General features: G+C 50.2%; 22 protein-coding genes. All 22 read left to right on the top strand.

Annotated elements, in window-relative coordinates; genetic code table 11:
• Positions 1-4 precede the first annotated feature (4 nt).
• The 22 genes from rbfA (at position 5) to ymfI (ending at position 24061) form a co-directional block, all read left to right on the top strand.
• Positions 5-361, top strand: coding sequence for a 30S ribosome-binding factor RbfA (gene rbfA / locus ACZYR9_RS01340; RefSeq protein ID WP_488976648.1), 357 nt, complete (start codon positions 5-7; stop codon positions 359-361).
• Positions 358-1344: a DHH family phosphoesterase gene (locus ACZYR9_RS01335; protein WP_488976647.1), complete on the top strand. Its 987-nt coding sequence runs from the start codon at positions 358-360 to the stop codon at positions 1342-1344. The genes rbfA and ACZYR9_RS01335 overlap by 4 nt, the downstream gene beginning before the upstream one ends.
• Entirely contained in the window at positions 1341-2270 is a 930-nt protein-coding gene (gene truB / locus ACZYR9_RS01330) for a tRNA pseudouridine(55) synthase TruB (protein ID WP_488976646.1), read from the top strand. The genes ACZYR9_RS01335 and truB overlap by 4 nt, the downstream gene beginning before the upstream one ends.
• A 50-nt stretch (positions 2271-2320) precedes the next feature.
• Complete coding sequence (locus tag ACZYR9_RS01325; protein ID WP_488976645.1) at positions 2321-3274, top strand: bifunctional riboflavin kinase/FAD synthetase; 954 nt, start codon at positions 2321-2323, stop codon at positions 3272-3274.
• A 169-nt stretch (positions 3275-3443) separates the two neighbouring features.
• Positions 3444-3713, top strand: a complete 270-nt coding sequence (rpsO, locus tag ACZYR9_RS01320) for a 30S ribosomal protein S15 (protein WP_488976644.1) — start codon at positions 3444-3446, stop codon at positions 3711-3713.
• Positions 3714-3978: 265 nt separating this feature from the next.
• Positions 3979-6081, top strand: coding sequence for a polyribonucleotide nucleotidyltransferase (gene pnp, locus ACZYR9_RS01315; RefSeq protein ID WP_488976643.1), 2103 nt, complete (start codon positions 3979-3981; stop codon positions 6079-6081).
• A 150-nt stretch (positions 6082-6231) separates the two neighbouring features.
• On the top strand, positions 6232-7263 hold the full coding sequence (locus ACZYR9_RS01310; RefSeq protein WP_488976642.1) for a polysaccharide deacetylase family protein: 1032 nt from the start codon (positions 6232-6234) through the stop codon (positions 7261-7263).
• A gap of 67 nt (positions 7264-7330) precedes the next feature.
• Positions 7331-8581 carry a M16 family metallopeptidase gene (locus ACZYR9_RS01305; RefSeq protein ID WP_488976641.1) on the top strand — a complete coding sequence of 417 codons (1251 nt, stop codon included), beginning with the start codon at positions 7331-7333 and terminating at the stop codon, positions 8579-8581.
• Positions 8574-9029 carry a dUTP diphosphatase gene (gene dut / locus ACZYR9_RS01300; protein ID WP_488976640.1) on the top strand — a complete coding sequence of 152 codons (456 nt, stop codon included), beginning with the start codon at positions 8574-8576 and terminating at the stop codon, positions 9027-9029. The genes ACZYR9_RS01305 and dut overlap by 8 nt, the downstream gene beginning before the upstream one ends.
• A gap of 224 nt (positions 9030-9253) precedes the next feature.
• A complete protein-coding gene (gene dpsA, locus ACZYR9_RS01295; RefSeq protein ID WP_488977123.1) occupies positions 9254-10150 on the top strand; it encodes a dipicolinate synthase subunit DpsA in 897 nt (298 codons plus the stop codon).
• Between the two features lies 1 nt (position 10151).
• Positions 10152-10745, top strand: a complete 594-nt coding sequence (locus ACZYR9_RS01290; protein WP_488976639.1) for a dipicolinate synthase subunit B — start codon at positions 10152-10154, stop codon at positions 10743-10745.
• A 41-nt stretch (positions 10746-10786) separates the two neighbouring features.
• A complete protein-coding gene (locus ACZYR9_RS01285) occupies positions 10787-11824 on the top strand; it encodes an aspartate-semialdehyde dehydrogenase (protein WP_488976638.1) in 1038 nt (345 codons plus the stop codon).
• A gap of 101 nt (positions 11825-11925) precedes the next feature.
• On the top strand, positions 11926-13152 hold the full coding sequence (gene dapG, locus ACZYR9_RS01280) for an aspartate kinase (protein ID WP_488976637.1): 1227 nt from the start codon (positions 11926-11928) through the stop codon (positions 13150-13152).
• Between the two features lie 12 nt (positions 13153-13164).
• The gene (gene dapA / locus ACZYR9_RS01275; RefSeq protein ID WP_488976636.1) at positions 13165-14040 is read left to right on the top strand and encodes a 4-hydroxy-tetrahydrodipicolinate synthase; all 876 of its coding nucleotides are present in this window, start codon (positions 13165-13167) and stop codon (positions 14038-14040) included.
• A 205-nt stretch (positions 14041-14245) separates the two neighbouring features.
• The gene (locus ACZYR9_RS01270) at positions 14246-15922 is read left to right on the top strand and encodes a ribonuclease J (RefSeq protein WP_488976635.1); all 1677 of its coding nucleotides are present in this window, start codon (positions 14246-14248) and stop codon (positions 15920-15922) included.
• Between the two features lie 168 nt (positions 15923-16090).
• Positions 16091-16828, top strand: coding sequence for a ClpP family protease (locus ACZYR9_RS01265; RefSeq protein WP_488976634.1), 738 nt, complete (start codon positions 16091-16093; stop codon positions 16826-16828).
• Positions 16825-17055, top strand: coding sequence for a YlzJ-like family protein (locus tag ACZYR9_RS01260; RefSeq protein WP_488976633.1), 231 nt, complete (start codon positions 16825-16827; stop codon positions 17053-17055). Before ACZYR9_RS01265 ends, ACZYR9_RS01260 begins: the two co-directional genes overlap by 4 nt.
• A 74-nt stretch (positions 17056-17129) precedes the next feature.
• Positions 17130-19694: a DNA translocase FtsK gene (locus ACZYR9_RS01255; RefSeq protein WP_488976632.1), complete on the top strand. Its 2565-nt coding sequence runs from the start codon at positions 17130-17132 to the stop codon at positions 19692-19694.
• A 119-nt stretch (positions 19695-19813) separates the two neighbouring features.
• A complete protein-coding gene (gene sleB / locus ACZYR9_RS01250; protein ID WP_488976631.1) occupies positions 19814-20620 on the top strand; it encodes a spore cortex-lytic enzyme in 807 nt (268 codons plus the stop codon).
• A 113-nt stretch (positions 20621-20733) separates the two neighbouring features.
• Positions 20734-22017, top strand: a complete 1284-nt coding sequence (yfmF, locus tag ACZYR9_RS01245; protein WP_488976630.1) for an EF-P 5-aminopentanol modification-associated protein YfmF — start codon at positions 20734-20736, stop codon at positions 22015-22017.
• Complete coding sequence (gene yfmH, locus ACZYR9_RS01240; protein ID WP_488976629.1) at positions 22018-23310, top strand: EF-P 5-aminopentanol modification-associated protein YfmH; 1293 nt, start codon at positions 22018-22020, stop codon at positions 23308-23310.
• Positions 23300-24061: an elongation factor P 5-aminopentanone reductase gene (gene ymfI, locus ACZYR9_RS01235; protein ID WP_488976628.1), complete on the top strand. Its 762-nt coding sequence runs from the start codon at positions 23300-23302 to the stop codon at positions 24059-24061. Before yfmH ends, ymfI begins: the two co-directional genes overlap by 11 nt.
• Positions 24062-24090 lie beyond the last annotated feature (29 nt).

The following is a 24090-nucleotide window of genomic DNA, read 5'->3' as shown; positions in this document are numbered from 1 at the left end:
GCATATGGCTAAAATTCGTGTGGGCAGAGTCGGAGAGCAAATCAAAAAAGAGCTGAGTCAAATCATCCAGTCGGAGTTAAAAGACCCCCGCATTGGTTTTATTACGGTAACTGGTGTGGATGTAACGAATGATTTTTCTCAGGCGAAAGTCTTTTTGAGCGTTCTTGGCACCGATGAGCAAAAGGAAGTAACGTTGAAGGCACTGACCCGCAGTACCGGTTTTATCCGTTCGGAACTTGGCAAGCGAATTCGGATGCGAAAGATTCCGGAACTGCTGTTCAAATTCGACGAGTCGATTGATTATGGTTCGAAGATTCAAGGGCTCCTTCAGCAAATTAAAGAGGAGAACCCGAATGTATGATCGATTCCGGTTATGAAGCGCAGCTTCGATCAGCGGCTGAGTTTATTCGCAATAACGACGATTTTCTGGTGGTATCCCATGTCCAGCCTGACGGGGATGCCGCCGGTTCTACGTTTGCTATGGCATGGATGCTCCGGTCCCTCAATAAAAGCTTTACATTGATCAATGAGGGGCGCATTCCGGAGAAGTTTATGTACATGGCCGGATCGTTCTCTGTCATCCCTTATGAATCGGAATATCCCGAACGGAAGTTCGGGACCGTCATTTCGGTTGACTGCGCTGACTTTGAGCGTATTGGCCAAGTTCAGGGCTGCTTTTCAGAGGAATATAAGCTGTTAAATATTGATCATCATGCGACAAACGATAACTTTGGGCAAGTCAATCTGGTACGGGCGGATGCTGCAGCTACAGTAGAAGTGCTGTATGATCTGGCGCTGGAGCTTGGCTTGGAGCTGACCCTTGAGTTGAATATTTGCATATATTCCGGTCTTCTTACCGATACAGGCGGCTTCCGTTACTCCAATACCTCTCCTAAAGTGCTGCAGATTGCTGCAGCTATGCTGGAGCATGGCGTTCAAGGACATGAGCTCGCCGAGAGACTGCTCGAAACGATGACGTACGCTCAGGTGTCGCTGCTTAAGCGCAGCTTGAGTACGCTGTCCTTCGCCCATAACGATCGGGCGGCTTGGCTTTATGTTACCCAGGAAGATTTGTCTTCTACCAATGCGACTTCCGAGGATATGGACGGACTGGTCAACTATGCCCGCAATGTGGAGGGCGTTGAGGTCGGAATGCTGTTCAAGGAGAAGCGGCCCGGCACGGTAAAAGTCAGCTTACGTTCTGCGGGTCGCGCAGACGTGGCTGTCATAGCCAAGCGCTTCGGAGGCGGTGGACACGTACGTGCGGCCGGTTGTACGATTAGCGGCAGTATTGAGGAAGCGATTGGACTGATTGTCCAGGAAGTAGGGAAGGAACTCACATGACGCTCGAGGGCATTTTACCGGTTTGGAAGCCGAAAGGCTTTACCTCCCATGATGTTGTGGCAAAGGTCCGCCGGATCGTAAGAATCAAGCGGATCGGCCATACAGGCACACTGGATCCCCAAGTGACAGGTGTGCTGCCGCTTTGTATCGGTCGAGCCACCCGGTTGGTCGAGTACGTGCAGGAGATGCCAAAATCTTATGAAGCCGTACTGCGTTTGGGTCTTTCAACGGATACGCAGGATCTGAGCGGACAAGAACTGCAGCGGGTGGAGAACATCGGAAACAAGGTGACGCCTCAGCAGGTGACTGAAACGATTGCAAAGTTCGTTGGAACCATCGAGCAAGTACCGCCGATGTTTTCTGCAGTGAAGGTGGAGGGCAAGCGCTTGTACGAGCTTGCGCGGCAGGGCGTTGAGGTTGAGCGCAAGGCCCGTACCGTGACGATTTATAGTATAGATGTGTTGAAAACCGATTGGTCGGGAGAATTTCCTGAGGTCCGGTTCCGAGTGAACTGTTCCAAGGGAACATACATTCGAACGCTGTGCTCCGACATTGGTGAAGCGCTTGGGATTCCTGCGGTGATGGGAGAATTGGTGCGAACGTCTTCGGGGAACATCGGTCCGAATCAGTGCTTGACCTTAGAACAGGTGGAAGAGCTGCACGAACAAGGCACTCTCTCGGAAAAGCTGATCCCGATGGAACATGTGCGAAGCTGTTTGCCGTCGGTCCGTTTGGATAATGAATCCACCCGTCAAGCGCTGTTAGGACAAAAAATTCGTTTGAGGCCGGATTGGCCGCAGACGAACCATTCGCAAGCGGAACCCGGTAAGCCTATTGCCGGATTCTCGGGCGACGGGCGTTTGATCGGTATTTTTGAATGGGACCCTCAGCACGGTCTTTTATTGCCAAACAAAATCTTTTCTTGAGGATGGGCGGCTGTGCCTGCCCTATAGAAATGTAGGTGAAATAAAGTACGATGCATACGGTACAGCTAAAGTTTCCGCTGCCTGAGGCGTGTAATGCCGACTCCCAAGTGCTGGCTATCGGCGAATTTGACGGAGTACATCTCGGTCATCGGGAAGTGATTCGTCGTGCGGTGGAGCGGGGGACCGAATTGCGGCTTCCGGCTGCAATTATGACGTTTCACCCCCATCCCCGCCAAGTTCTTGGGATTGATAAATACACCCAGCTGCTCACACCGCTTGCTGCTAAGCAGGAGCAGCTTGAAGCGCTTGGAGTTCATACGACTTACATTGTTGATTTTAACGAATCCCTGATGCGTGTGTCCCCCGAGCAGTTTGTCGAACAAATGCTTATTCCTTTAAGAGTGAACACGGTATTTGTCGGATTTGACTTTACCTTCGGTTTTAAGGGTGCGGGTACACCGGACATCCTTTGCGAGCTGGCTGCAGGGCGGTTTGCCGTAGAGGTGATACGTCCGTTCCTTCGTCACGGAGAGAAGGTAAGCAGTACGCAAATCCGCAGCCTGCTTTTAGGCGGTGATGTGAAGGAAGCCGGTGAGCTTTTGGGACGCTGTTACAAGCTTCAAGGGACAGTGGTTCACGGTGACGGACGCGGCCGTACGATCGGTTTTCCTACGGCAAATATCGAGGTAACGGAAGCTTTCGTGATCCCGGCCTATGGCGTGTACGCCGTTCTTGCCTCCGTGCGTGGACAAAAAGTTGGCGGCGTAATGAATGTCGGGGTCAAGCCGACGTTCGATACTGGACTTTTACAGCCCGTACTGGAAGCCCATTTGTTTGATTTCTCCGAAATGGTTTACGGTGAGTCAATTGAAGTGGAGCTGCTGGAGTTTATTCGCCCTGAAAGGAAGTTTGCCTCCGTTGAGGAGTTGATTTCTCAAATCCGCATGGATGCGGAGCATGCACGTTCTATCGTAGCCGAGCGAAGATCCATGCCAAACTTATAATATGATTTTACTTTTATAGACGAAATATGATATACTTTGTTTCGTTGCTCGACTGGGTCCCATTGGGATTGAAAAGCGGGACAATAAAGAAGCCTTGGCATGGAGAATCGAACACTCCGACGATCTCTGGGCTAAAGGATGATTAGACTATTTATGGAGGTGAATTGGAATGGCATTGACTCAAGAACGCAAACAGGAATTAATCCAAACTCATAAAACGCATGAGAACGATACAGGATCTCCTGAAGTGCAAATCGCAATTCTTACGGAAAACATCGTCAATTTGACCAGCCATCTGAAGACGCACAAGAAGGATCACCACTCTCGTCGCGGTCTGCTTAAAATGGTAGGCCAACGCCGTAAGCTGCTGACGTACCTCAAGAACAAAGACGTTCAGCGTTACAGCACCCTGATCGAAAAGCTCGGCTTGCGCCGTTAATTTACGGTCACAACAAAAGCAACCACGTTTGTCCTTTGTGCACGCCAGGCCTATGGCAGATGGATGCATGGGGACTGCGGGGTTGCTTTTTTTCGGCTACTATTTTCGCAAAAAGAAGGAAATACTAGTCATTATGCAGAATGCAATATAGATAATAGTTGCGGCCGCTGCGGAGAATGGCTCCGAAGCCGGACGCTAACACTACATAAGCGATTCTCGTGCATATGGATTCCATGGAGCGAACGCAAATTTTAGGAGGTTGTTTATGGAGAAAAAGGTGCAGATGGATCTCGGGGGTCGTCCGCTGATTCTCGAAACCGGACGTTTGGCCAAGCAGGCCAACGGAGCTGTTGTAGCCCGCTACGGTGAGACGGTTGTACTGTGTACGGTTACGGCATCGGCCGAACCGAAGGATTTGGATTTTTTTCCGCTGACGGTAAACTATGAGGAACGGCTTTACTCTGTAGGAAAAATTCCTGGGGGATTTATTAAGCGGGAAGGACGTCCGAGTGAGAAAGCGATACTCGCCAGCCGTTTAACGGATCGTCCGATTCGTCCGTTGTTCCCGGAGGGCTTCCGTAACGATGTTCAGGTCGTAGCCATGGTGATGAGTGTGGACCAGGAATGCGCGCCGGAAATTACGGCGATGATCGGCGTGTCCGCAGCGCTCAGCATATCGGACGTTCCGTTTAACGGCCCGATTGGCGGCGTCATTGTTGGAAGAGTAGATGGTCAGTTCGTCATCAATCCGACGGTCGAGCAGGCTGAGAAAAGCGACATTCATCTGGTCGTTGCCGGAACCAAGGATGCCATCATGATGGTGGAAGCCGGAGCCGAAGAAGTACCGGAGGAAGTGATGCTCGAAGCCATTATGTTCGGTCATGATGAAATCCGTAAAATCGTTGCGATCCAAGAGCAGTTCACAGCCGAAGTCGGCAAGCCGAAGATGGAAGTCAAGCTTCACAGTGTTGAAGCAGATGTGAATCAAGCGGTTCGGGAGTATGCAAGCTCGCGCTTAGTCGAGGCGATTAAGATTCCGGAGAAGCACGCTAGACAAGAGGCGATCGACGCGGTGAACAGCGATGCGAAGGAGCACTTTGCTGCGGTCTACGCTGAAACTCCGGAGAAGATGGCCGATGTGAAAGAAACACTTTACGATATCGTGAAAGAAGAAGTGCGCCGTTTAATTACGCACGACAAAGTTCGTCCGGATGGACGCGGACTGGAAGAAATCCGACCGATCGAATGTGATATCAATCTGCTGCCTCGTACACACGGATCAGGACTCTTTACCCGCGGCCAAACACAGGCGCTCAGTGTTTGTACTCTTGGCGCGCTTGGCGATGTACAGATTCTTGACGGGTTGGATTTGGAAGAGTCGAAGCGGTTTATGCATCATTATAACTTCCCTCCGTTCAGTGTAGGAGAAGCCAGACCGCTGCGTCCGCCGGGTCGTCGTGAGATCGGTCACGGAGCACTGGGAGAGCGTGCGCTTGAGCCCATTATTCCTTCGGAAACCGAATTTCCTTATACTATTCGACTCGTTTCCGAGGTATTGGAATCCAACGGCTCGACGTCGCAAGCCAGTATCTGCGCGAGCACGCTGGCTCTGATGGACGCGGGCGTTCCTATCAAGGCACCGGTGGCGGGTATAGCCATGGGACTGATTAAAGACGGAGAACACTTCTCTATATTGACGGATATTCAAGGAATGGAAGACCACCTGGGGGATATGGACTTCAAAGTGGCAGGTACGGCAAAAGGCGTAACAGCGTTGCAGATGGATATCAAAATTGACGGTATTGACCGTGCCATCTTAACGGAATCGTTGGAGCAGGCGAAGAAGGGCCGGATGTTCATATTGAACAAAATGCTTGGTCGCATTGATCAGCCAAAAGCCCAGTTGTCGCAATATGCGCCAAAAATTCTCACCATGCAGATCAATCCGGACAAAATCCGTGATGTCATCGGTGCAGGCGGTAAGATCATCAACAAAATCATTGAGGAAACCGGCGTGAAAATCGATATCGAGCAGGATGGCCGTGTGTTCATTGCCTCATCGAACCAGGAGATGAACGAGAAAGCCCGTCAAATTATCGAAGGCATCGTCCGTGAGGTCGTTGTAGGAGAAACCTACCTCGGCACGGTGAAGCGCATTGAGAAATTCGGCTGCTTTGTTGAAATTTTACCGGGCAAAGAAGGCTTGGTGCACATCTCGCAGCTGTCTACTGAACGCGTAGGCAAGGTAGAGGATGTGGTGAAGATTGGTGACGCCATAACAGTTAAAGTCACTGAAATTGATGCCCAGGGACGCGTGAATTTATCACGTAAAGCGGTATTGACGGCACAAGTTCCGGCACAAACCTAATACTCCATAGTCCAGCTTAATAAAAGCGTGAACGAAGAAAGAGTCAGAGCAGTCTGTCTCTTTTTTGTTTTGCCAGATGCTTCTGTCGGTTCTATCCTTGTCCTCAAAGGCATATGAATGGGACAAACGAGGAACGACAGGAGAATGGGAATGAAACGCTATCAATGGTTGTTTACGGCAGCTTGCTTTGGCACAATGCTCGTCTTGGTGCAGCAATCGCCTCAGGTAGACCGCTTTGTACAGCATGCGATCCAAAGCGGCGCCGCAGCGGATTCGGTCGAATCTCCTCTAAGCCAGTTATCCAGACAGGTGTGGCGTGAAGATACGGATGACCGCAGAGCAAAGCTGCTCGAGCATATTCAAGCGGAGGCCAACCGGCTGAATGTCGCGCCGATTAATGCGAAAGTCGACCCGGTCTGGAAGGCGATACCCGGTTATAATGGACTTGAAATCGATGTGGAGAGAACCGTGCGTCAGGCGGAACGCGAGTCATTTCCAAACCCGCCCAAGCTTATTTTCAGGGAGGTCTCTCCTCAAGTCAGCCTGGATCAGCTCGGACCTCATCCAATTTACAAGGGAAACCCGAATAAGCCGATGGCTGCGTTTATGATCAACGTGGCTTGGGGAGAAGAATATTTGCCGTCCATGCTGGAAACGTTGAAGAAAGAAAAAGTGCACGCCACGTTCTTCTTCGACGGATCGTGGCTTCGGAAGAATCTTCCTATGGCGCGGACGATCATGGAGCAGGGGCACGAGATGTCCAATCACGCGTATTCGCACAAGGATATGAGTAGGTTAAGCCGTGCGCAGGCCGCCGCCGAAATCAGCAAAACGGAAGAGCTGCTGAAAAATGAGCTTGGCGCAAATAATAAGCTGTTTGCACCGCCTTCAGGGGATTTCAATCAGACGACGGTTGATATCGCGCATAGCATGAAGCTAAGAACCATCCTTTGGACGCTAGATACCGTAGACTGGAAGAAACCCGATCCTTCCACCATTATCCGTAAAATCGATACAAGAATCGAACCCGGATCGCTCATTCTCATGCATCCGACTTCCTCCAGCAGCAAAGCACTCCCGGAAATGATTCGCGTCATCAAATCCAAGGGCCTGCAGCTGGGCACCGTCAGTGAAGTCATTTCCCCGCAGCGGGTACCCAAGGTTGAGTCGACTGAGCATTAATGTTAATATCTAAATATTATCCTCTAGGCGTAACAATACATAGCAGGACTTAAGGAGGCTCAAGGGCTTGGACAAATACATACTTAACAATGGGCTAAGAGTCTTGGTGGAGAAAATTCCGACAGGCCGTTCCGTGGCTTTCGGCATTTGGGTCAAAACCGGATCTCGCGATGAAAGTGAAACGAATAACGGCATTTCCCATTTTATCGAGCACATGCTATTCAAAGGAACAGATAAATATTCGGCAAAGGATATTGCTGAAATTTTCGACGGCATCGGCGGGAATGTGAACGCATTTACGTCCAAAGAATACACGTGCTATTATTGCAAAGTTCTTGATGAGCATTTGCCTATGGCCGTGGAAGTGTTAGCGGATATGTTCTTCCGTTCCACGTTCGACACGGTGGAGCTTGAAAAAGAAAAAAATGTCATTTACGAAGAAATTTCCATGTATGAGGATACACCCGACGACATGGTGCACGATCTGATTGCCAAAGCGGCTTTCGGCAGCCACTCGCTCGGGCAAACGATTATCGGCACGCAGGATAATTTGGCGGCCATGAATTCCGATACACTCCGAAATTATATGAAATCCCGTTATACGATAGAAAACACGGTTATTAGTATTGCCGGCAATGTTGATGACAGCGTAGTTGAATTGATGGAGCGCCATTTCGGTGAATTCTCCGTTCAAGGCGGGGATCGCGCCATGCTTCCGCTCAGCTTTCACAGTGACCTTCAGTATCATCAGAAAAAGACGGAGCAAAACCACATCTGCCTTTCGTTTCCGGGATTTTCAGCCAAAGATGATCAGCTCTATGCCATGATTTTGCTGAACAATGCCATCGGTGGGGGGATGAGCTCCCGGCTGTTCCAGGAAATTCGCGAAAAGCGCGGACTTGCGTATTCCGTTTACTCTTATCATACCTCGTATCAGGATGGCGGTATGTTTACGATATATACGGGAACGGCGCCCAAGCAGACGGAAGAGGTACTTAAGACGACGATGGAGCTGTTATCCGATTTGAAGGCAAACGGGTTAACGCCTGCGGAATTAAAAAAGGGCAAGGAACAAATGAAAGGCAGTCTCATATTGAGTCTTGAAAGCACCAGCAGCCGTATGAACCGCCTTGGCAAGAATGAACTGATGCTGGGCAAGCATTACAGCTTGGATGAAATGATCGACCGGATTGATAAAGTGGAGCTGGAGCAGATTCAACAGCTGAGCGCAAGCCTGCTTTCTACGCCGTTTGCTTTGGCAATGGTAGGGCAATCGGATGAGGCCATCGCCGGATTCAGGAGGGATCAGCTTGTTTAACGAATTCGATGTAAAGATCAAACGTCTCCCTGGCAATGAAGACATTCCTCTCCCGCAGAAAATGTCGCAGCTTGCCAGCGGCTTTGATTTGTATGCGGCGGTGAGTGAGCCTGTGACACTCGAACCGGGTGCCCGTGCACTTATTCCTGCCGGCTTTGCGCTTGCTATGCCTGAGGAGCTGGAGGCGCAGATCCGGCCGCGCAGCGGGCTTGCCTTCAAACAAGGCATTACGTCTTTGAACAGTCCCGGTACGATTGATGCGGATTATCGCGGCGAAGTTAAAGTGCTGCTGATCAACCATGGCAAAGAGCCTTTCGTGATCGAACGCAAGGAACGGATTGCACAGATGGTTTTCCAGCTGGTTCCGCGGATCCGGCTTACAGAAGTGGAAGAGCTCGACGATACGGTGCGCGGAGCAGGTGGCTTCGGGCATACGGGAACCAAATAAAGTTATTTCTTTCGGAAGAAGACGTTCTTTTCGTATCAAGCTTCGGCTTGAGAACGGAAGAGCGTTTTTTTGTTGAGCAGGATAAGCAGCAAGCAGAAGGTGACCTCAGGTATCGGCGAAGCGATGCTTGGAGCTCTTTGCATTCTCTTTTGGAGCAGAGGAACCCATTTTTGGGCTCACGCATAAGATGATTTATCGAAGCGACTTAGAAAGAGGTGAGAATGATGCTGACCGGAATTCAAGTGGCGCTGATCGGCGGGGATGCCCGCCAACTCGAAGTCATTCACAAATGCTCCGAGCTGGATGCTACCGTAGTTCTGATCGGATTCGACAATCTGCAAAACGGTTCCAGCGGAATTACCAAGGCAGAGCTGACGCCTGAGGCGCTTGAAAGTATGGATGCCGTCATTTTGCCTGCTGTAGGTACGGACGACTATGGACATGTGGAAAGTCTCTTTGCGTCAAAGGAATTGCGTCTCGAGGGTGAACATATAGCTGCGCTTCCGAAAAAAGCAAAGGTGTTTGCCGGAATGGCGAAGCCTTATTTGCGCGAGCTTTGTTCTAAAGAGGGGATAGAGCTGATAGAGCTTTTCGACCGGGATGATGTGGCGATCTACAATTCGATACCAACCACCGAAGGCGCTATCATGATGGCCATTCAAAATACGGATATTACACTGCACGGCTCCGAATCGATGGTGCTTGGCTTTGGCAGGACGGGGATCACGCTGGCCAGAACACTTCAGGGTATGGGAGCCAGGGTAAGGGTCGGAGTGCATAAACCGGAGTATTACGCCAGGGCCGTGGAAATGGGAATGAACCCTTTTTACACCAAGGAACTGATCTCCAATGTATCTCATGTCGACCTGCTTTTTAATACCATACCGTCGATGGTGATCACAGCTCAAATCATAGCCAATATTCCTCATCGGGCGGTCATTATTGATCTTGCCTCGAAGCCGGGCGGAACGGATTTTCGCTTTGCCGAGAAACGGGGAGTCAAGGCGATTCTTGCACCTGGGCTTCCGGGGATCGTCGCGCCGAAAACGGCAGGGCGCATCATTGCCGATACGATTACACGGATCCTTATGGAGGATGCAAATTCAAGGAGGAATAGGTAAAATGAATTGGCAGGGTCTTACGGTAGGTTACGCTCTGACGGGTTCTCACTGCACCTTTGAAGAAGTCATGCCGCAAATTCAGCGCTTTATAGATGCGGGAGCGAAGGTGGTTCCGATTGTATCCAATACCATCATGACGACAGATACGCGATTCGGAACGTCGGAAAGTTGGCAAAAACAGTTGAAACAGATCACAGGAAATGATATTATTTCTTCAATTGTAGATGCAGAACCGCTCGGACCTTCGAAGCTGCTGGATGTACTGGTTATCGCTCCTTGTACGGGCAATACGACAAGTAAATTGGCTAATGCCATGACCGAGAGTCCGGTATTGATGGCCGCAAAGGCGCAAATGCGTAACGGCAGGCCGCTTGTGCTGGCCATCTCGACAAATGACGGTCTTGGCCTGAACGCGATGAACGTAGGCAAGCTGCTGATTACGAAGAATATTTATTTTGTTCCTTTCGGTCAGGATAATCCGACGGCCAAGCCGAACTCGCTTGTAGCCCGGATGGACTTGATTATGGAAACGTGCGAAGCGGCGCTCCAAGGCAAGCAGCTGCAGCCAATGCTGATTGAACGGTTTAATTACTGATCATACATTTACTTATTTCATCATAGGGGAGAGACGTACACATGTCGAATCAAAAATTGTTTAATGTCGCTGTAGTAGGTGCAACAGGTGCTGTAGGAGAACAAATTATCCGTTTGCTGGCCGAACGGAATTTCCCCATTGGTGAACTCAAGCTTCTTTCATCTGCACGATCAGCGGGCAAAAAGATCAGCTTCAAAGGTCAAGAGATTACACTTGAAGAAGCAAAGCCGGAAAGCTTCCGCAATGTGGATATTGCTTTGTTCAGCGCCGGGGGCGACGTCAGCCGCACGCTAGTGCCGGAAGCGATCAAGCATGGAACAATCTGTGTGGATAATACCAGCGCTTTCCGGATGGACCCGGAAACACCGCTTGTGGTGCCGGAAGTGAATATCGATAAAATTAATGAAAACAAGGGTGTTATCGCAAACCCGAACTGCTCTACGATTCAAATGGTTCAGGCGTTAAAGCCGCTGTATGACCGTTATGGCATTTCCCGCATTATCGTTTCCACATACCAGGCTGTATCGGGTGCAGGAGCAAGCGCCATTAATGAAATGCTGCGCCAATCCCGCGCTGTACTGGACGGACAGCCGGTAGATCCGCAAATTTTGCCGGTGGGATCGCTTCCGGTCAAGCATCAAATCGCGTTTAACGCCATTCCGCAAATTGATAAATTTGTGGATAACGGTTTTACTTATGAAGAAATGAAAATGATCAACGAAACGAAAAAGATTATGGGCGACGAATCTTTGGAGGTCACAGCTACATGCGTACGCATTCCAGTTGTTTATGGACACTCGGAATCCGTATATATCGAATTGAAAAGTGATTTTGACGTGGAGGAAGTGAAGAACCTCCTCGCTGAGGCGCCGGGGATCATCGTACAGGATAACGCGGAGGAGCAGCTGTATCCGCTCGCTACAGAAGCGGCTGGTCAGCTGGAGACGTTCGTAGGACGCATACGCCGCGACCTGAGCAACCCTCGGGCTCTGAACATGTGGATTGTATCCGATAATTTATTGAAGGGCGCCGCTTGGAATGCGGTACAAATTGCGGAATACATCGCGATCGAAAAATAATTGCGGACAAATCCGGGTTACCAATCAGCTTCCTGCATGATGCGGGAAGCTTGGTTTTTGCTGAATCATAGAAAGGCTAATCGAGAAAGGGGAGATCTTGCTTGAAGATCTTGGTGCAGAAATTCGGAGGCACGTCCCTTTCCACAGCCGAAGCCAGAGCACACGTTATTGAGCACATTCAGGATGCGTTGAAGCAGGAGTACAAACTAGTTGTAGTCGTATCGGCTATGGGACGCAAGGGCGAGCCTTATGCAACGGATACATTACTGGATTGGATTCATCAGAATGGAGACTGTTTGCCTGACAGGGAGAAGGATATACTGCTCTGCTGCGGAGAGCTGATCTCGGCGGCAACCTTATGCAGCTTATTGAATGCGGCAGGCATTCCATCAACAGTACTGACCGGAGCGCAAGCCGGGATACGGACCAATGATACATTCGGCAACGCTCAAATCACCTCCATCCAGCCAGGGCATATCGTGGAACTGCTCGAACAAGGAAACGTTGTCATTGTTGCCGGTTTTCAAGGCGAAACGGCGGCGCGTGATTTCACGACGCTCGGACGAGGCGGCAGCGATACATCCGCAACGGCTTTAGGCGCTGCGCTTAAGGCGGACATTGTGGATATCTTTACCGACGTGAGCGGAATATTGACGGCGGATCCGCGAATCGTTGCCGATGCACAGCCGTTGGCGGTCGTTTCGTATACGGAGATATGCAATATGGCGCATTTGGGTGCCAAAGTGATTCATCCCAGAGCAGTGGAAGTTGCAATGCATGCCGGCATACCGGTTCGTGTGCGCTCTACGTTCTCGAAGGATCCGGGAACCCTTGTGACACACTCCGATGCCATCAAGGCGGAAGCCGGATCGGTGCAGGATCGTTTTGTTACAGCGATAGCTCATGTTCCAGGGATCTCACAAATCCGTGTATTGGCCAAGGAAGGAAGCTATGACCTTCAGCTTAAAGTGTTTAAAGCGATGGCCCGGCAGAGGATCAGCGTTGATTTCATCAATGTGAATCCTTCCGGTGTGGTCTATACGGTGTTTGATAATGAGGCAAATCGGGCTGCCGATACATTGGCGGAGCTGGGGCTCGCGCCCCAAATTACGCCAAATTGCGCCAAGGTGTCGATTATCGGCGGGGGCATGAACGGTGTTCCGGGAATTATGGCACTTATCGTCGAAGCGCTGACGGAAGAGGATATTCAAATTTTACAGTCCGCAGACTCCAATGCGACCATCTGGGTGTTGGTTCAGGAGGACGACATGGTCAAAGCGGTGAGAGCATTGCATAAGCAGTTCAAATTATACAGAACAATGAAGTAGGAGGAGTTTGTCGTGGATTTTGGAAGACTTATAACGGCAATGGTAACGCCTTTTGACGCCGACCTGAGGGTTGACTTTACGGGGTTTGAGAAATTGATTGACTATTTAATCCAAGAGCAGCAAAGCGACAGCCTCGTCGTATGCGGTACAACGGGAGAATCGCCAACACTGACAGAGGAAGAAAAGCTGGAGCTCTTCCGCGCCGCGGTGAAGCATGTCAATGGACGCTGTCCCGTTATTGCGGGTACGGGCAGCAATGATACGGCTCACTCTATCCATTTATCCAAGGAAGCGGAGAAGCTCGGAGTGGATGCTCTGTTGTTGGTAGCTCCTTATTATAATCGTCCTTCTCAGGAAGGCCTGTATCAGCATTTTAAAGCAATCGCCGAATCGGTAAGCATCCCGGTTATTTTGTACAATGTGCCAGGACGAACCGGAGTAAATATCGACGCCGATACGACGATTCGTTTATCTCAGATTCCCAATATTGTCGCAACGAAGGACTGTGCGGATACGGACCAGCTGACCCAGATCGTAAGCGGTGCTGCTCCGGGGTTCCTTGTCTACAGCGGTGATGACAGTGCTGCGCTTCCAGCTATGTCCGTAGGTGCACAAGGCATCATCAGTGTTGCGAGCCATGTGATTGGAAAAGAAATGCAAAATATGATAAGATGCTATTTACAGGGAGATGTACAGGGTGCGGCAAGACTTCACGGTCAATTGCTTCCGGTATTCAGAGGATTGTTCTTCTGTCCGCACCGCGTGCCGAATCCTGCGCCGGTGAAGCATGCGCTTCAACTCAGAGGAATCTCGGCGGGTGGAGTGCGATTACCGCTCGTGAATGTTACCGAACAAGAAGGACAATTCATTGCTTCCCTGTTTGAATGAGGTCTTCGAATGAATCGGTGCCATTCTGGCATCGGTTTTCTTTTTTTGGGATACAATACGAATTACTAGCGGCTGATCGTGTGATACTTATCGGCTTGTAAATAGTTAATTTGTTCATGTATAATGGTGGCAAGTGACTGGTGCGGTATATTTTGGTTTTACTCATGTCTGAATCGTCGTCAATTAATTTGAGGAGGTTAATGTATTGTCTAAGAAAAATATAGATAAATTAACGATTTTCGCCTTGGGCGGCGTAGGTGAAATCGGAAAGAACATGTATGTTGTGCAATACGCGAACGATATTGTTGTGATTGACTGCGGATTGAAATTTCCAGAGGAGGACATGCTTGGAATCGACATTGTCATTCCTGACATTTCCTACCTGACGGAAAATCGCGATAAAGTCCGGGGGATTTTGATTACCCATGGACATGAGGATCACATCGGCGGATTGCCTTACGTGTTGAAGCATTTGAATGTGCCGGTATACGGTACAAGATTGACTATGGGACTCATTGAAACGAAATTAAAGGAAGCGAGTCTGCTTGGCGAAACGAAACGAATCGTCATTACAGCCGATTCTGAATTGAAGCTGGGCTCCATGACCGCGACATTCTTCAAAACAAATCACAGCATTCCGGATTCGGTCGGTGTGTGTTTGGAAACACCTGAAGGAAATGTCGTGCATACCGGGGACTTCAAGTTTGATCAGACGCCTGTAAATGAGCAGTATGCTGATCTTCATCGAATGGCAGCGATCGGTCAAAAGGGTGTGCTGGCCTTGTTGTCGGACAGCACAAATTCGGAACGCCCGGGCTATACCGGTTCGGAACGCAGTGTCGGTGCAGAGATTGAAGAGGTATTCCGCAAAGCGAAGCAGCGTGTCATTATTGCTACATTTGCGTCCAATATCCATCGGATTCAGCAGGTGATCGACGCCTGCGAGAGCACTCGCCGAAAGCTTGTTGTTATCGGGCGCAGTATGGTCAATGTAGTCAGCATTGCAAGCGAACTAGGTTATTTGCACATTCCGGACGGCATGCTGATCGAGCCTGAAGAAGTGAATAAACTCGCTGCAGACCGCGTTGCTATTCTATCGACGGGATCGCAGGGCGAGCCGATGTCAGCCCTTACACGTATGGCGCGTTCGACTCACCGGAAGGTGGACATCTTACCGGGAGATACGGTCATTATTGCGGCTACCCCGATTCCGGGTAACGAACGCTATGTGGGACGTACAGTCGACGAACTGATGCGGATTGGAGCTCATGTGATTTACGGGCCGGGCTCGATTACAGGCGTACACGTTTCCGGACACGGAAGCCAAGAAGAGCTGAAGCTGATGCTCAATATGATGCGTCCGAAATATTTTATCCCGATTCACGGGGAGTACCGGATGCTTCGTCAGCATGGGATGCTGGCGGAGTCTGTAGGTATAGCGCGGGAAGATATTTTCATCGTGGATAACGGCGATACCGTAGAAATTCAAGATGGCGTGGCGCGCAAGGGCTCCAAAGTTCCGGCGGGCAACATTTTGATTGACGGATTGGGTGTGGGCGACGTAGGCAACATCGTGCTGCGCGACCGCAAGCTGCTGTCGCAAGATGGTATTCTCGTCGTCGTAGTGACGCTCAGCAAGCAGGATGGCGCTATTCTGTCCGGCCCGGATATCATTTCCCGCGGTTTCGTATATGTGCGGGAATCGGAAGGGCTGCTTGAAGAAGCGAATCGGATTGTGACCAGCACCCTGCATCGCCTGATGAACGAGAATGTAAATGAATGGGCGTCTCTCAAAACGCATGTGAAGGACGCGCTCGGACGATTCTTATATGAACAAACCAGAAGAAGACCGATGATTCTTCCGATTATTATGGAAGTCTGATACAGTCCACCAGTCATAGCACCGTTAACTTAAATAAATGTCACTTACATGAAAAAAGACCGCCTGTGTCCGACAAGGATACAGAGCGGTCTTTATGTATTTCGCGCATATTTTTTCGCATAGGGAGCATACTAAGGGGAGATTTTAGCACCTTAGGGGGAATATGACATGGCATTTACCAATAATCAAGAGCAGCAGACACAACCCATGACAGAAGATGCAAAAAGGAACGCTACGGTGGAAGCGGTTCAGCAGCTGGGCCAAACCACTGTTCCGGCAAATGAATCTAATATTTTTTGCATGACGATTATCGGACAGGTAGAGGGGCATCTTGTCCTTCCGCCGCAAAACAAAACGACAAAATATGAGCACCTGATCCCGCAGCTTGTCGCGGCGGAGCAAAATTCGAAAGTTGAAGGGGTATTGATCATTCTGAATACGGTCGGCGGCGATGTGGAAGCGGGTCTTGCTATTGCAGAAATGATAGCAACCTTATCCAAGCCTACCGTCACGCTGGTTCTCGGTGGAGGGCACAGTATCGGTGTTCCCATCGCGGTATCGGCTAACTATTCCATCATAGCGGAGACCGCTACGATGACTATTCATCCGATTCGACTGAACGGTTTGGTCATCGGAGTGCCGCAAACGTTTGAATATTTGGATAAAATGCAGGAGCGGGTCATTCGATTCGTCACAGGCCATTCTAGAGTGGAAGAGGCGAAATTCAAAGAGCTGATGTTCAAAACGGGAGAGCTGACCCGGGATATCGGAACGACAGTGATTGGATCGGATGCTGTCCGTTATGGATTGATCGACGGGTTGGGCGGTGTCGGGGAGGCCATTCAAAAGCTCAACGAGATGATCGAAGAACGGCGTAGAATAAAAGGAGGAGGAATGGTTCAATGATTCATTATACCGTACTTCCACTTGAAGCGGTATTGGATGGCATAGATCATGAGGACTTTCCCAGACCGATTGAAATTGTCATAAATGGTGTCACGATGCAGGTACAGCCCATTAATGCACAGCAGGCGACCATCGTCCGATTAATCAGCTGCAACCCGCAGGACTATTTGAATCCGCAGTATGCCCCCGGTCGGCTGATTGAATTTCAGCCGGCGCTGCAGGGCTAAGGATCGAATTTACATTCTCTTCGTTCAGCTTCACCCCAGTTTATGGTATAATGAGTCCTCGGGGGTGAGCGGCCTTGTCCAAGAAGAGGAAGAGAGCCAAAGGACTTAAAACGAACTTGAAATTTGAACTGTACGGCATATTGATTTTGACATTGTCTATCATCGCTTTATCCCGTGAGGGCTCAGTAGCCCGCGCCCTGACCTATCTGTTTCGCTTTCTGATTGGAACGTGGGACTTTGTTATCCCGTTAGTGTTCATATACGCTGCTTTGTATGCCATGATGAAGCGGTCGTGGCCGGTCTGGAGGACATCCCGCAAAACGGGATTGCTGTTAATCGTTCTATCCCTACTGCTCATGAGCCATATCAGCCTGTTTGCCCAGCTTTATGAAAGAACGGATTTTACCGCAAGTCAAATATGGTCGCAAACATGGATCAGCATGGTAGACGGGCTTGAGCCGACAATGGAGGGCCAGGATATTTTGACCGCCGGAGTAGGGGGCGGGATGATCGGAGCCCTGCTCTACTCCGTGTTGTACTATTTGTTTGATAATTTGGGCGCGCGGCTGATCCAATATACGTTGTTTATTTCAGGATTTCTGTTGGTGACAGGCCTTTCGCTAGGCGATGTGTTTAACCGCGTGGGAGGGCGAAAGCCTTTTGCCGATACGTTGTTAGGTCAGTACATCAAACGCAAGCTGCAAGAACGTCATCAACGAAAGCTTGCACTTGTCAATAACGAGAAGAAAAGAAAGCAGGCCGCCGCTTATGTTCCGGAACCCGATGAAGAATATGATGAGGAAACGCTCAAGCCGGAAAGGAAAAAACGTGAGCCTGGAAGAAAGAGCGCCCTCTTCTTTGAGCTGCTAAGTCCATCCAAAGGACGCGGCAAACCGTCTGATAAAGCTTCGGCTTCGATCATCACGGACCCATCTTCCGACGTCGGCGAGGAGATGGTGACGGTATATTCGAGAGAAGAGGCTCCACAATCGCCTTTACAGGAAAATGAATTTGCCTCGGGTGTCCAGTATGATCCGGCCATCCCGGTTATCCGGGATTTTCAGGAGCAGGTGAAACAGGAGACGGTGACTGCCTCTGCTGTGGAAATCAAGGGCGAGAACCGTGCGGCCTCCGGCTCTAAAGCCCTAGGGCAAGAGCCTGAGCAAGGTGAAGGAAGCCCGGAGAATTTCGAAATGAAAAACAAGCCGTTGGATATTCCTTATGAGCTGCCTTCACTCCAGCTTTTATCCAAACCGTCTTCAGGCAAAGGCGGCGATTCGCTCGATTATAAAGCCGTTGCGCGTAAGCTGGAGGCGACGCTGGAAAGCTTCGGCGTAAGAGCAAAAGTGCTTGAGGTCGTACGTGGTCCGGCCGTGACCCGGTATGAAATTCAGCCTGATGTCGGTGTGAAGGTGAGCCGAATCGTTAGCTTAACGGACGATATTGCGCTTGCCTTGGCTGCCAAGGATATACGGATGGAGGCTCCGATTCCGGGAAAATCTGCGATCGGCATTGAGGTGCCCAATACGGAGGTATCCGTCGTCACAATGCGGGAGGTTATGGAAAGCCCGACGTTCCAGGATGCCGCTTCGAAGTTGTCGATCACACTGGGCCGGGATATCTCGGGACAGCCGATTGTAGGCAATCTGGCACGCATGCCGCATTTGCTTGTTGCCGGAGCTACAGGGTCAGGTAAATCGGTCTGCATCAACGGGATCATCACGAGTGTATTGTATAAAGCGAAGCCGGATGAAGTTAAATTTTTGATGATTGACCCGAAAATGGTTGAGCTGAATGTGTATAACGGGATCCCGCATCTGCTGGCACCGGTAGTTACGGATCCCAAGCGTGCTTCCTTGGCGTTGAAAAAGGTCGTCGTTGAGATGGAGAAACGGTACGAATTGTTCTCCAAGAGCGGCACGAGAAACATTGAGGGCTATAATGCCATGCTGAAGGAAACCCAAACGGGAGCGCCGCTGCCTTATATTGTCGTGATCGTGGACGAGCTGGCAGATCTGATGATGGTGGCTGCCAACGATGTGGAGGATGCGATCTGCCGTTTGGCACAAATGGCTCGGGCTGCGGGGATCCATCTGATCATCGCTACCCAGCGGCCGTCCGTCGATGTCATCACCGGTGTCATTAAAGCAAATATTCCTTCACGCATTGCTTTCGGCGTTTCATCTCAGGTGGATTCGCGGACGATTCTTGATGCCGTGGGCGCTGAAAAGCTGTTGGGTCGCGGGGACATGCTTTATTTGCCGATGGGCGCTTCCAAGCCTGTTCGTGTGCAGGGGGCTTTTCTGTCCGATTCCGAGGTGGAGGCTGTCGTAAATTTTGTAAGGACTCAAGGACAGGCCGAATATGTTGAGGATATGGTGCCTCAAGTGGAAGAAAAGCAGGATGAGCAAAATGAATTTGAGGACGAGCTGTACGATCAAGCGGTTCAGATCATACTTGAAGCCAAGCAGGCCTCCGTTTCCTTGCTGCAGCGCCGGATGAGAGTAGGATATACGCGTGCGGCGAGGCTGATCGATACGATGGAAGCCCGAGGAATTGTCGGGCCGTATGAGGGCAGCAAGCCTCGCGAGGTGCTTGTTTCTCTTGAGCAGTATCAGATCAACCGTATGAGCTCGTGATGAACGTCGTGCATGGCGCCCAGCGATTCCCATTTCTTCTTGAATAGAAGCTGACTCCCTTTCTCATAATAACCGTAAAAAGGTTATCAAAACGAAGTGGGAAAGGTGAGTATGCTTACATGAATAAACGACTTGTTGTGATTACCGTTTGTCTGATATTGGTTTTGTCTGCCGGGTTTCAGCTTAAGCACCGCTTTGGCACAGAGCAAACGTTCAGCAAGAATGAAATCCGTTATGGGGCGTCCTCTACTGCCGATGTATATGAGCTTCAAGGGCGTCTTAAGTTTTTGGGCTTTTATAAAGGAAGGGTGGACGGCGATTTCGGCTACCAGACCTTAAGAGCGCTCAAGTGGTTTCAATCCGAGTTCGGATTGGAGGTTGACGGTATTGCGGGAGATCAGACCAAATTAAAGCTTTGGGAAGCGACGAAAGCCTGGAAGCCCAAAGCGGAGGATCTGCCTCCTTGGGTCACCGGCGGAGGACAGGGACAAGCCCCGGCTGGAGGCGCCCCAGCCCAGGAGCGTGCGGCTGAAGCGCCGACAGGGATGACGCCATCAACACGGCTTGGATTGTCAGAGCAGGACTTGAAGATCATGTCTAACGCCGTTTACGGGGAAGCCCGGGGGGAGCCGTATGTAGGACAAGTCGCCGTAGCGGCGGTGATTTTGAACCGGTTGAAGTCGCCAAGCTTCCCGAACACCGTTTCCGGTGTCATTTTTCAGCCAAGAGCATTTACCGCTGTAGCCGATGGACAAATTTGGCTGACTCCTAACGATACGGCGCGCAGAGCAGTACAAGACGCTTTGAACGGTTCGGACCCAAGCGGGGGCTGCTTGTATTATTTCAATCCGGAGACCGCGACGTCGGCCTGGATTTGGACCCGTCCTCAGGTCAAACAAATCGGAAAACATATTTTCTGCAAATAAAGCATCAAGTAGAAGTAACCCTGTTGCGGTTGCTTCTTCTGTTTATAGAGGAATATAATGGATCATGTGTGAAGGAAGCGATGAACGCAATCATGAGAGGAGTTGTTTCGTCATTGAAGGATACTCAATTTCAGCGCGGTACGGTTCGCAACGTGCGCGTGCATGTGCTCCCGACGGAGCAGTTCAAGACCTTCGCGTTATCGGTATATGTCGGCAGTCCTCTTGATGAAGAGACGGTCACACCGACAGCATTAATCCCTTTCGTGCTTCGGCGCGGAAGCAAAGCGTACCCGGAGACAAAGCAGTTCCGGGAACGGTTGGATGACATGTATGGAGCAGGCTTTGGTTTTGACATCTATAAACGCGGCGATTATCAAATGATACAGTTTCGAATGGATGTCATCCAAGACGAATTCGTTTCCAGCCGCCGCTCGCTGCTGGAGCAAGCGATTGAGTTTATGGGCGGAGCCGTAACCGAGCCGGCAATCGACGGAAGTACGCTGGTCGGTAAGTATATCGAATCGGAAAAAGCGACATTGGAAAAACGGCTTCAGGCCATCGTAAACGATAAAATTAAATATGCGGCCGAACGCTGCATTGAGGAAATGTGCAGCGATGAGCCTTACCGGTTGCATCCGCTGGGTAAGCTTGACGCGTTGGCGTCCATAGAAGCCTTATCATTGACGGAGAGGTTCCAAGAACTGCTGCAAAGCGCGCCCATGGATGTTTATGTTGTCGGAAATACGAATTTGGAGCAAGTGCTTCCGCTGGTCGACCGTTATTTTTCGTTGAATCGTTCAGAGGCTTCCTCCTACAGTCTCAAGATCGGACACAGGAATGCGGCACAGGTGAAAGAAGTAGTGGAGAGGCTCGACGTAAGTCAAGGCAAGCTGAACATGGGTCTTCGTATCCCGACTTCATATGCGGACGAATCTTATCCCTCAGCACTGCTGTATAACGGTATATTGGGCGGCTATCCGCACTCCAAGCTGTTTACAAACGTCAGGGAGAAAGCAAGCCTGGCTTATTATGCCTCCTCACGTCTGGACGGCCATAAGGGGATTATGACGATCCAATCGGGCATTGAGATCGCAAACTATGAAAAAGCAGTTACCATCATCAAAGAGCAGCTAAAAGCGATGGAAGAAGGGAATATATCCGAGATCGAGCTCCAGCAAACCCAAGCGATGATTTCGGGGCATCTGCGAGAGCTTCAGGATTCCGCATTCGAATTGATTGCTTTTGATTTTAATAACCGTTTGTCAGGGGCGGAGCGGACGGTTCCCAAGCTGATCGAACAAGTCGAACAAACGACGCCGGAGCAAATCCGGAATATGGCGCAGAAGGTGCAGCTCGACACCATTTATTTTCTGCGCGACCGCAAGGGAGGAGAATAAATGCAGGTCATCCCTTATCCACATGTAAAAGAAACCTTGTATGCGGAGCAGCTTCCCAACGGACTATCCGTGTTTATTTTGCCGAAAGAAGGCTTTCAGAAAACGTATGCTACGTTCTCTACAAAGTACGGCTCCATCGATAATCACTTTCAGGTAGTAGGCGAAGAACGGCGCAAAGTACCTGACGGTATTGCGCATTTTCTCGAGCACAAGATGTTTGAAGAACCAACCGGCGATATCTTTTCCGTGTTTGCGGCGCAGGGAGCCTCGGCTAATGCCTTTACCAGCTTCGACCGAACAGCTTATTTATTTTCCGCTACCGAGCATATCAAGGAGAATTTGACCACGCTGCTGAATTTTGTGCAAAATCCGTATTTTACGGATGAGAACGTGGAGAAGGAAAAGGGCATTATCGGTCAGGAAATCAATATGTATCAAGACAATCCGGACTGGCGCGTCTATTTTGGCCTGATTGAGACGATGTATCATATCCATCCCGTTCACATCGATATTGCGGGAACAGTGGAATCGATTGAAAAAATCACGAAAGAAATGCTATATGATTGTTACCGTACCTTTTACCATCCAAGCAATATGAGTCTGTTCGTGGTTGGCGGAGTGGAACCAGAGGAAATCATGGAGCTGGTCAGACAAAATCAGGGGGCCAAAACGTTCAAACCGCAAGGGGAAATACGCCGATACTTCGATGAGGAACCGGCCGGGGTGAAGGCGCCGCGAAAAGTGACTGTGCTTCCTGTTTCACTGCCTAAATGTCTTTTTGGCTGCAAGGAGCCGGGTCAGCCGCTTAGAGGACGCGAGATGCTGAAGCGGGAGCTTGCCATGAAGGTACTGCTGGATATTCTCGTAAGCCCCACCTCCGCCATTTATCAGAAGCTGTACGATGAGCAGCTGATCTTTGACAGCTTTGGATCGGAATATAACATAGCGGAGAACTATGCGTTTACCGTGATGGGCGGTGATACCAAGGATCCGGAGAAATTAATTTCCCGAGTCCAAGAGGAAATCGATCGAATGAAATCGGAAGGCATCGCCGTTTCTGATTTTGAGCGGAGCAAGAAGAAAAAAATCGGCGCTTTTCTTAGACAGCTTAATTCACCTGAAGCTATCGCCAATGAGTTTACGAAGTACCGGTTTAAAGGCATCGAGCTGTTTGAAATTTTGCCTGTTTACGAAGAACTGGAGCCTGCCGATGTGAACGAGCTGCTTCACAGCCATTTTGACTGGAGCCGCCTTGCAGCATCTATTGTGACAAGTGATTCCCATGGAGCATAACAGGAGTAAACAATTTACTGAACAAACGGTATTGATAACGGGGGCGAGCCGGGGCATCGGTGCGGCGATCGCCCGCCGTTTTGCCTCTGCCCGCTTGAACGTTGTGATTCACTATTTGCAGTCTCATGAAGCGGCTAACGAAACCGCAAGAAGCTGTATGGGCCAGGGTGCCCGTGTGCTTACGGTAACGGCCGATTTGCGTTCGCAGGAACAGGTGGAGCGAATGAAAGAGAAGCTGCTGCAGCACGGAATGGTTCCCGATATTCTTGTGAACAATGCAGGGGTGTCACATTATGGAATGCTCGCGGATGTGACAGAAGAGCAGTGGGACGAGATGATGGGAATCAATCTGAAAGGAACCTTTCTTATGACCCGCCAATTTATGCCTCATATGGTTTCTCAAAAGTACGGCCGGATTATTAATGTGTCTTCCATCTGGGGCATTTCCGGGGCTTCCTGCGAGGTCGCTTATTCCACTGCCAAAGGGGGCATTAATGCCTTTACTAAAGCGCTGGCCAAGGAGCTTGCCCCGTCCGGGGTTACCGTTAATGCTGTAGCGCCCGGTGCAGTAGACACGATGATGATGGCCGGTTTTGATGCCGAGGAGAAAGCGGCTATTGAAAACGCAATACCAATCGGACGATTTGGTCAACCCGATGAAATCGCGTCGCTTGTTTATTTTCTCGCCTTGCCCGAATCAGGCTATATTACCGGTCAGATCATCAGCCCCAACGGCGGCTGGCTGACGTAAGCCTGCCGTATAATCCCCTCCGTTATTGC

The organism is Paenibacillus sp. F024, assembly GCF_057814255.1.
This window is presented reverse-complemented; position numbering and strand designations above follow the sequence as displayed.

Coding starts and splice junctions, on each gene's coding strand:
- rbfA (WP_488976648.1), top strand. CDS start 5: ATGGCTAAAATTCGTGTGGGCAGAGTCGGAGAGCAAATCAAAAAAGAG.
- ACZYR9_RS01335 (WP_488976647.1), top strand. CDS start 358: ATGATCGATTCCGGTTATGAAGCGCAGCTTCGATCAGCGGCTGAGTTT.
- truB (WP_488976646.1), top strand. CDS start 1,341: ATGACGCTCGAGGGCATTTTACCGGTTTGGAAGCCGAAAGGCTTTACC.
- ACZYR9_RS01325 (WP_488976645.1), top strand. CDS start 2,321: ATGCATACGGTACAGCTAAAGTTTCCGCTGCCTGAGGCGTGTAATGCC.
- rpsO (WP_488976644.1), top strand. CDS start 3,444: ATGGCATTGACTCAAGAACGCAAACAGGAATTAATCCAAACTCATAAA.
- pnp (WP_488976643.1), top strand. CDS start 3,979: ATGGAGAAAAAGGTGCAGATGGATCTCGGGGGTCGTCCGCTGATTCTC.
- ACZYR9_RS01310 (WP_488976642.1), top strand. CDS start 6,232: ATGAAACGCTATCAATGGTTGTTTACGGCAGCTTGCTTTGGCACAATG.
- dpsA (WP_488977123.1), top strand. CDS start 9,254: ATGCTGACCGGAATTCAAGTGGCGCTGATCGGCGGGGATGCCCGCCAA.
- ACZYR9_RS01290 (WP_488976639.1), top strand. CDS start 10,152: ATGAATTGGCAGGGTCTTACGGTAGGTTACGCTCTGACGGGTTCTCAC.
- ACZYR9_RS01285 (WP_488976638.1), top strand. CDS start 10,787: ATGTCGAATCAAAAATTGTTTAATGTCGCTGTAGTAGGTGCAACAGGT.
- ACZYR9_RS01265 (WP_488976634.1), top strand. CDS start 16,091: ATGGCATTTACCAATAATCAAGAGCAGCAGACACAACCCATGACAGAA.
- ACZYR9_RS01260 (WP_488976633.1), top strand. CDS start 16,825: ATGATTCATTATACCGTACTTCCACTTGAAGCGGTATTGGATGGCATA.
- sleB (WP_488976631.1), top strand. CDS start 19,814: ATGAATAAACGACTTGTTGTGATTACCGTTTGTCTGATATTGGTTTTG.
- yfmH (WP_488976629.1), top strand. CDS start 22,018: ATGCAGGTCATCCCTTATCCACATGTAAAAGAAACCTTGTATGCGGAG.
- ymfI (WP_488976628.1), top strand. CDS start 23,300: ATGGAGCATAACAGGAGTAAACAATTTACTGAACAAACGGTATTGATA.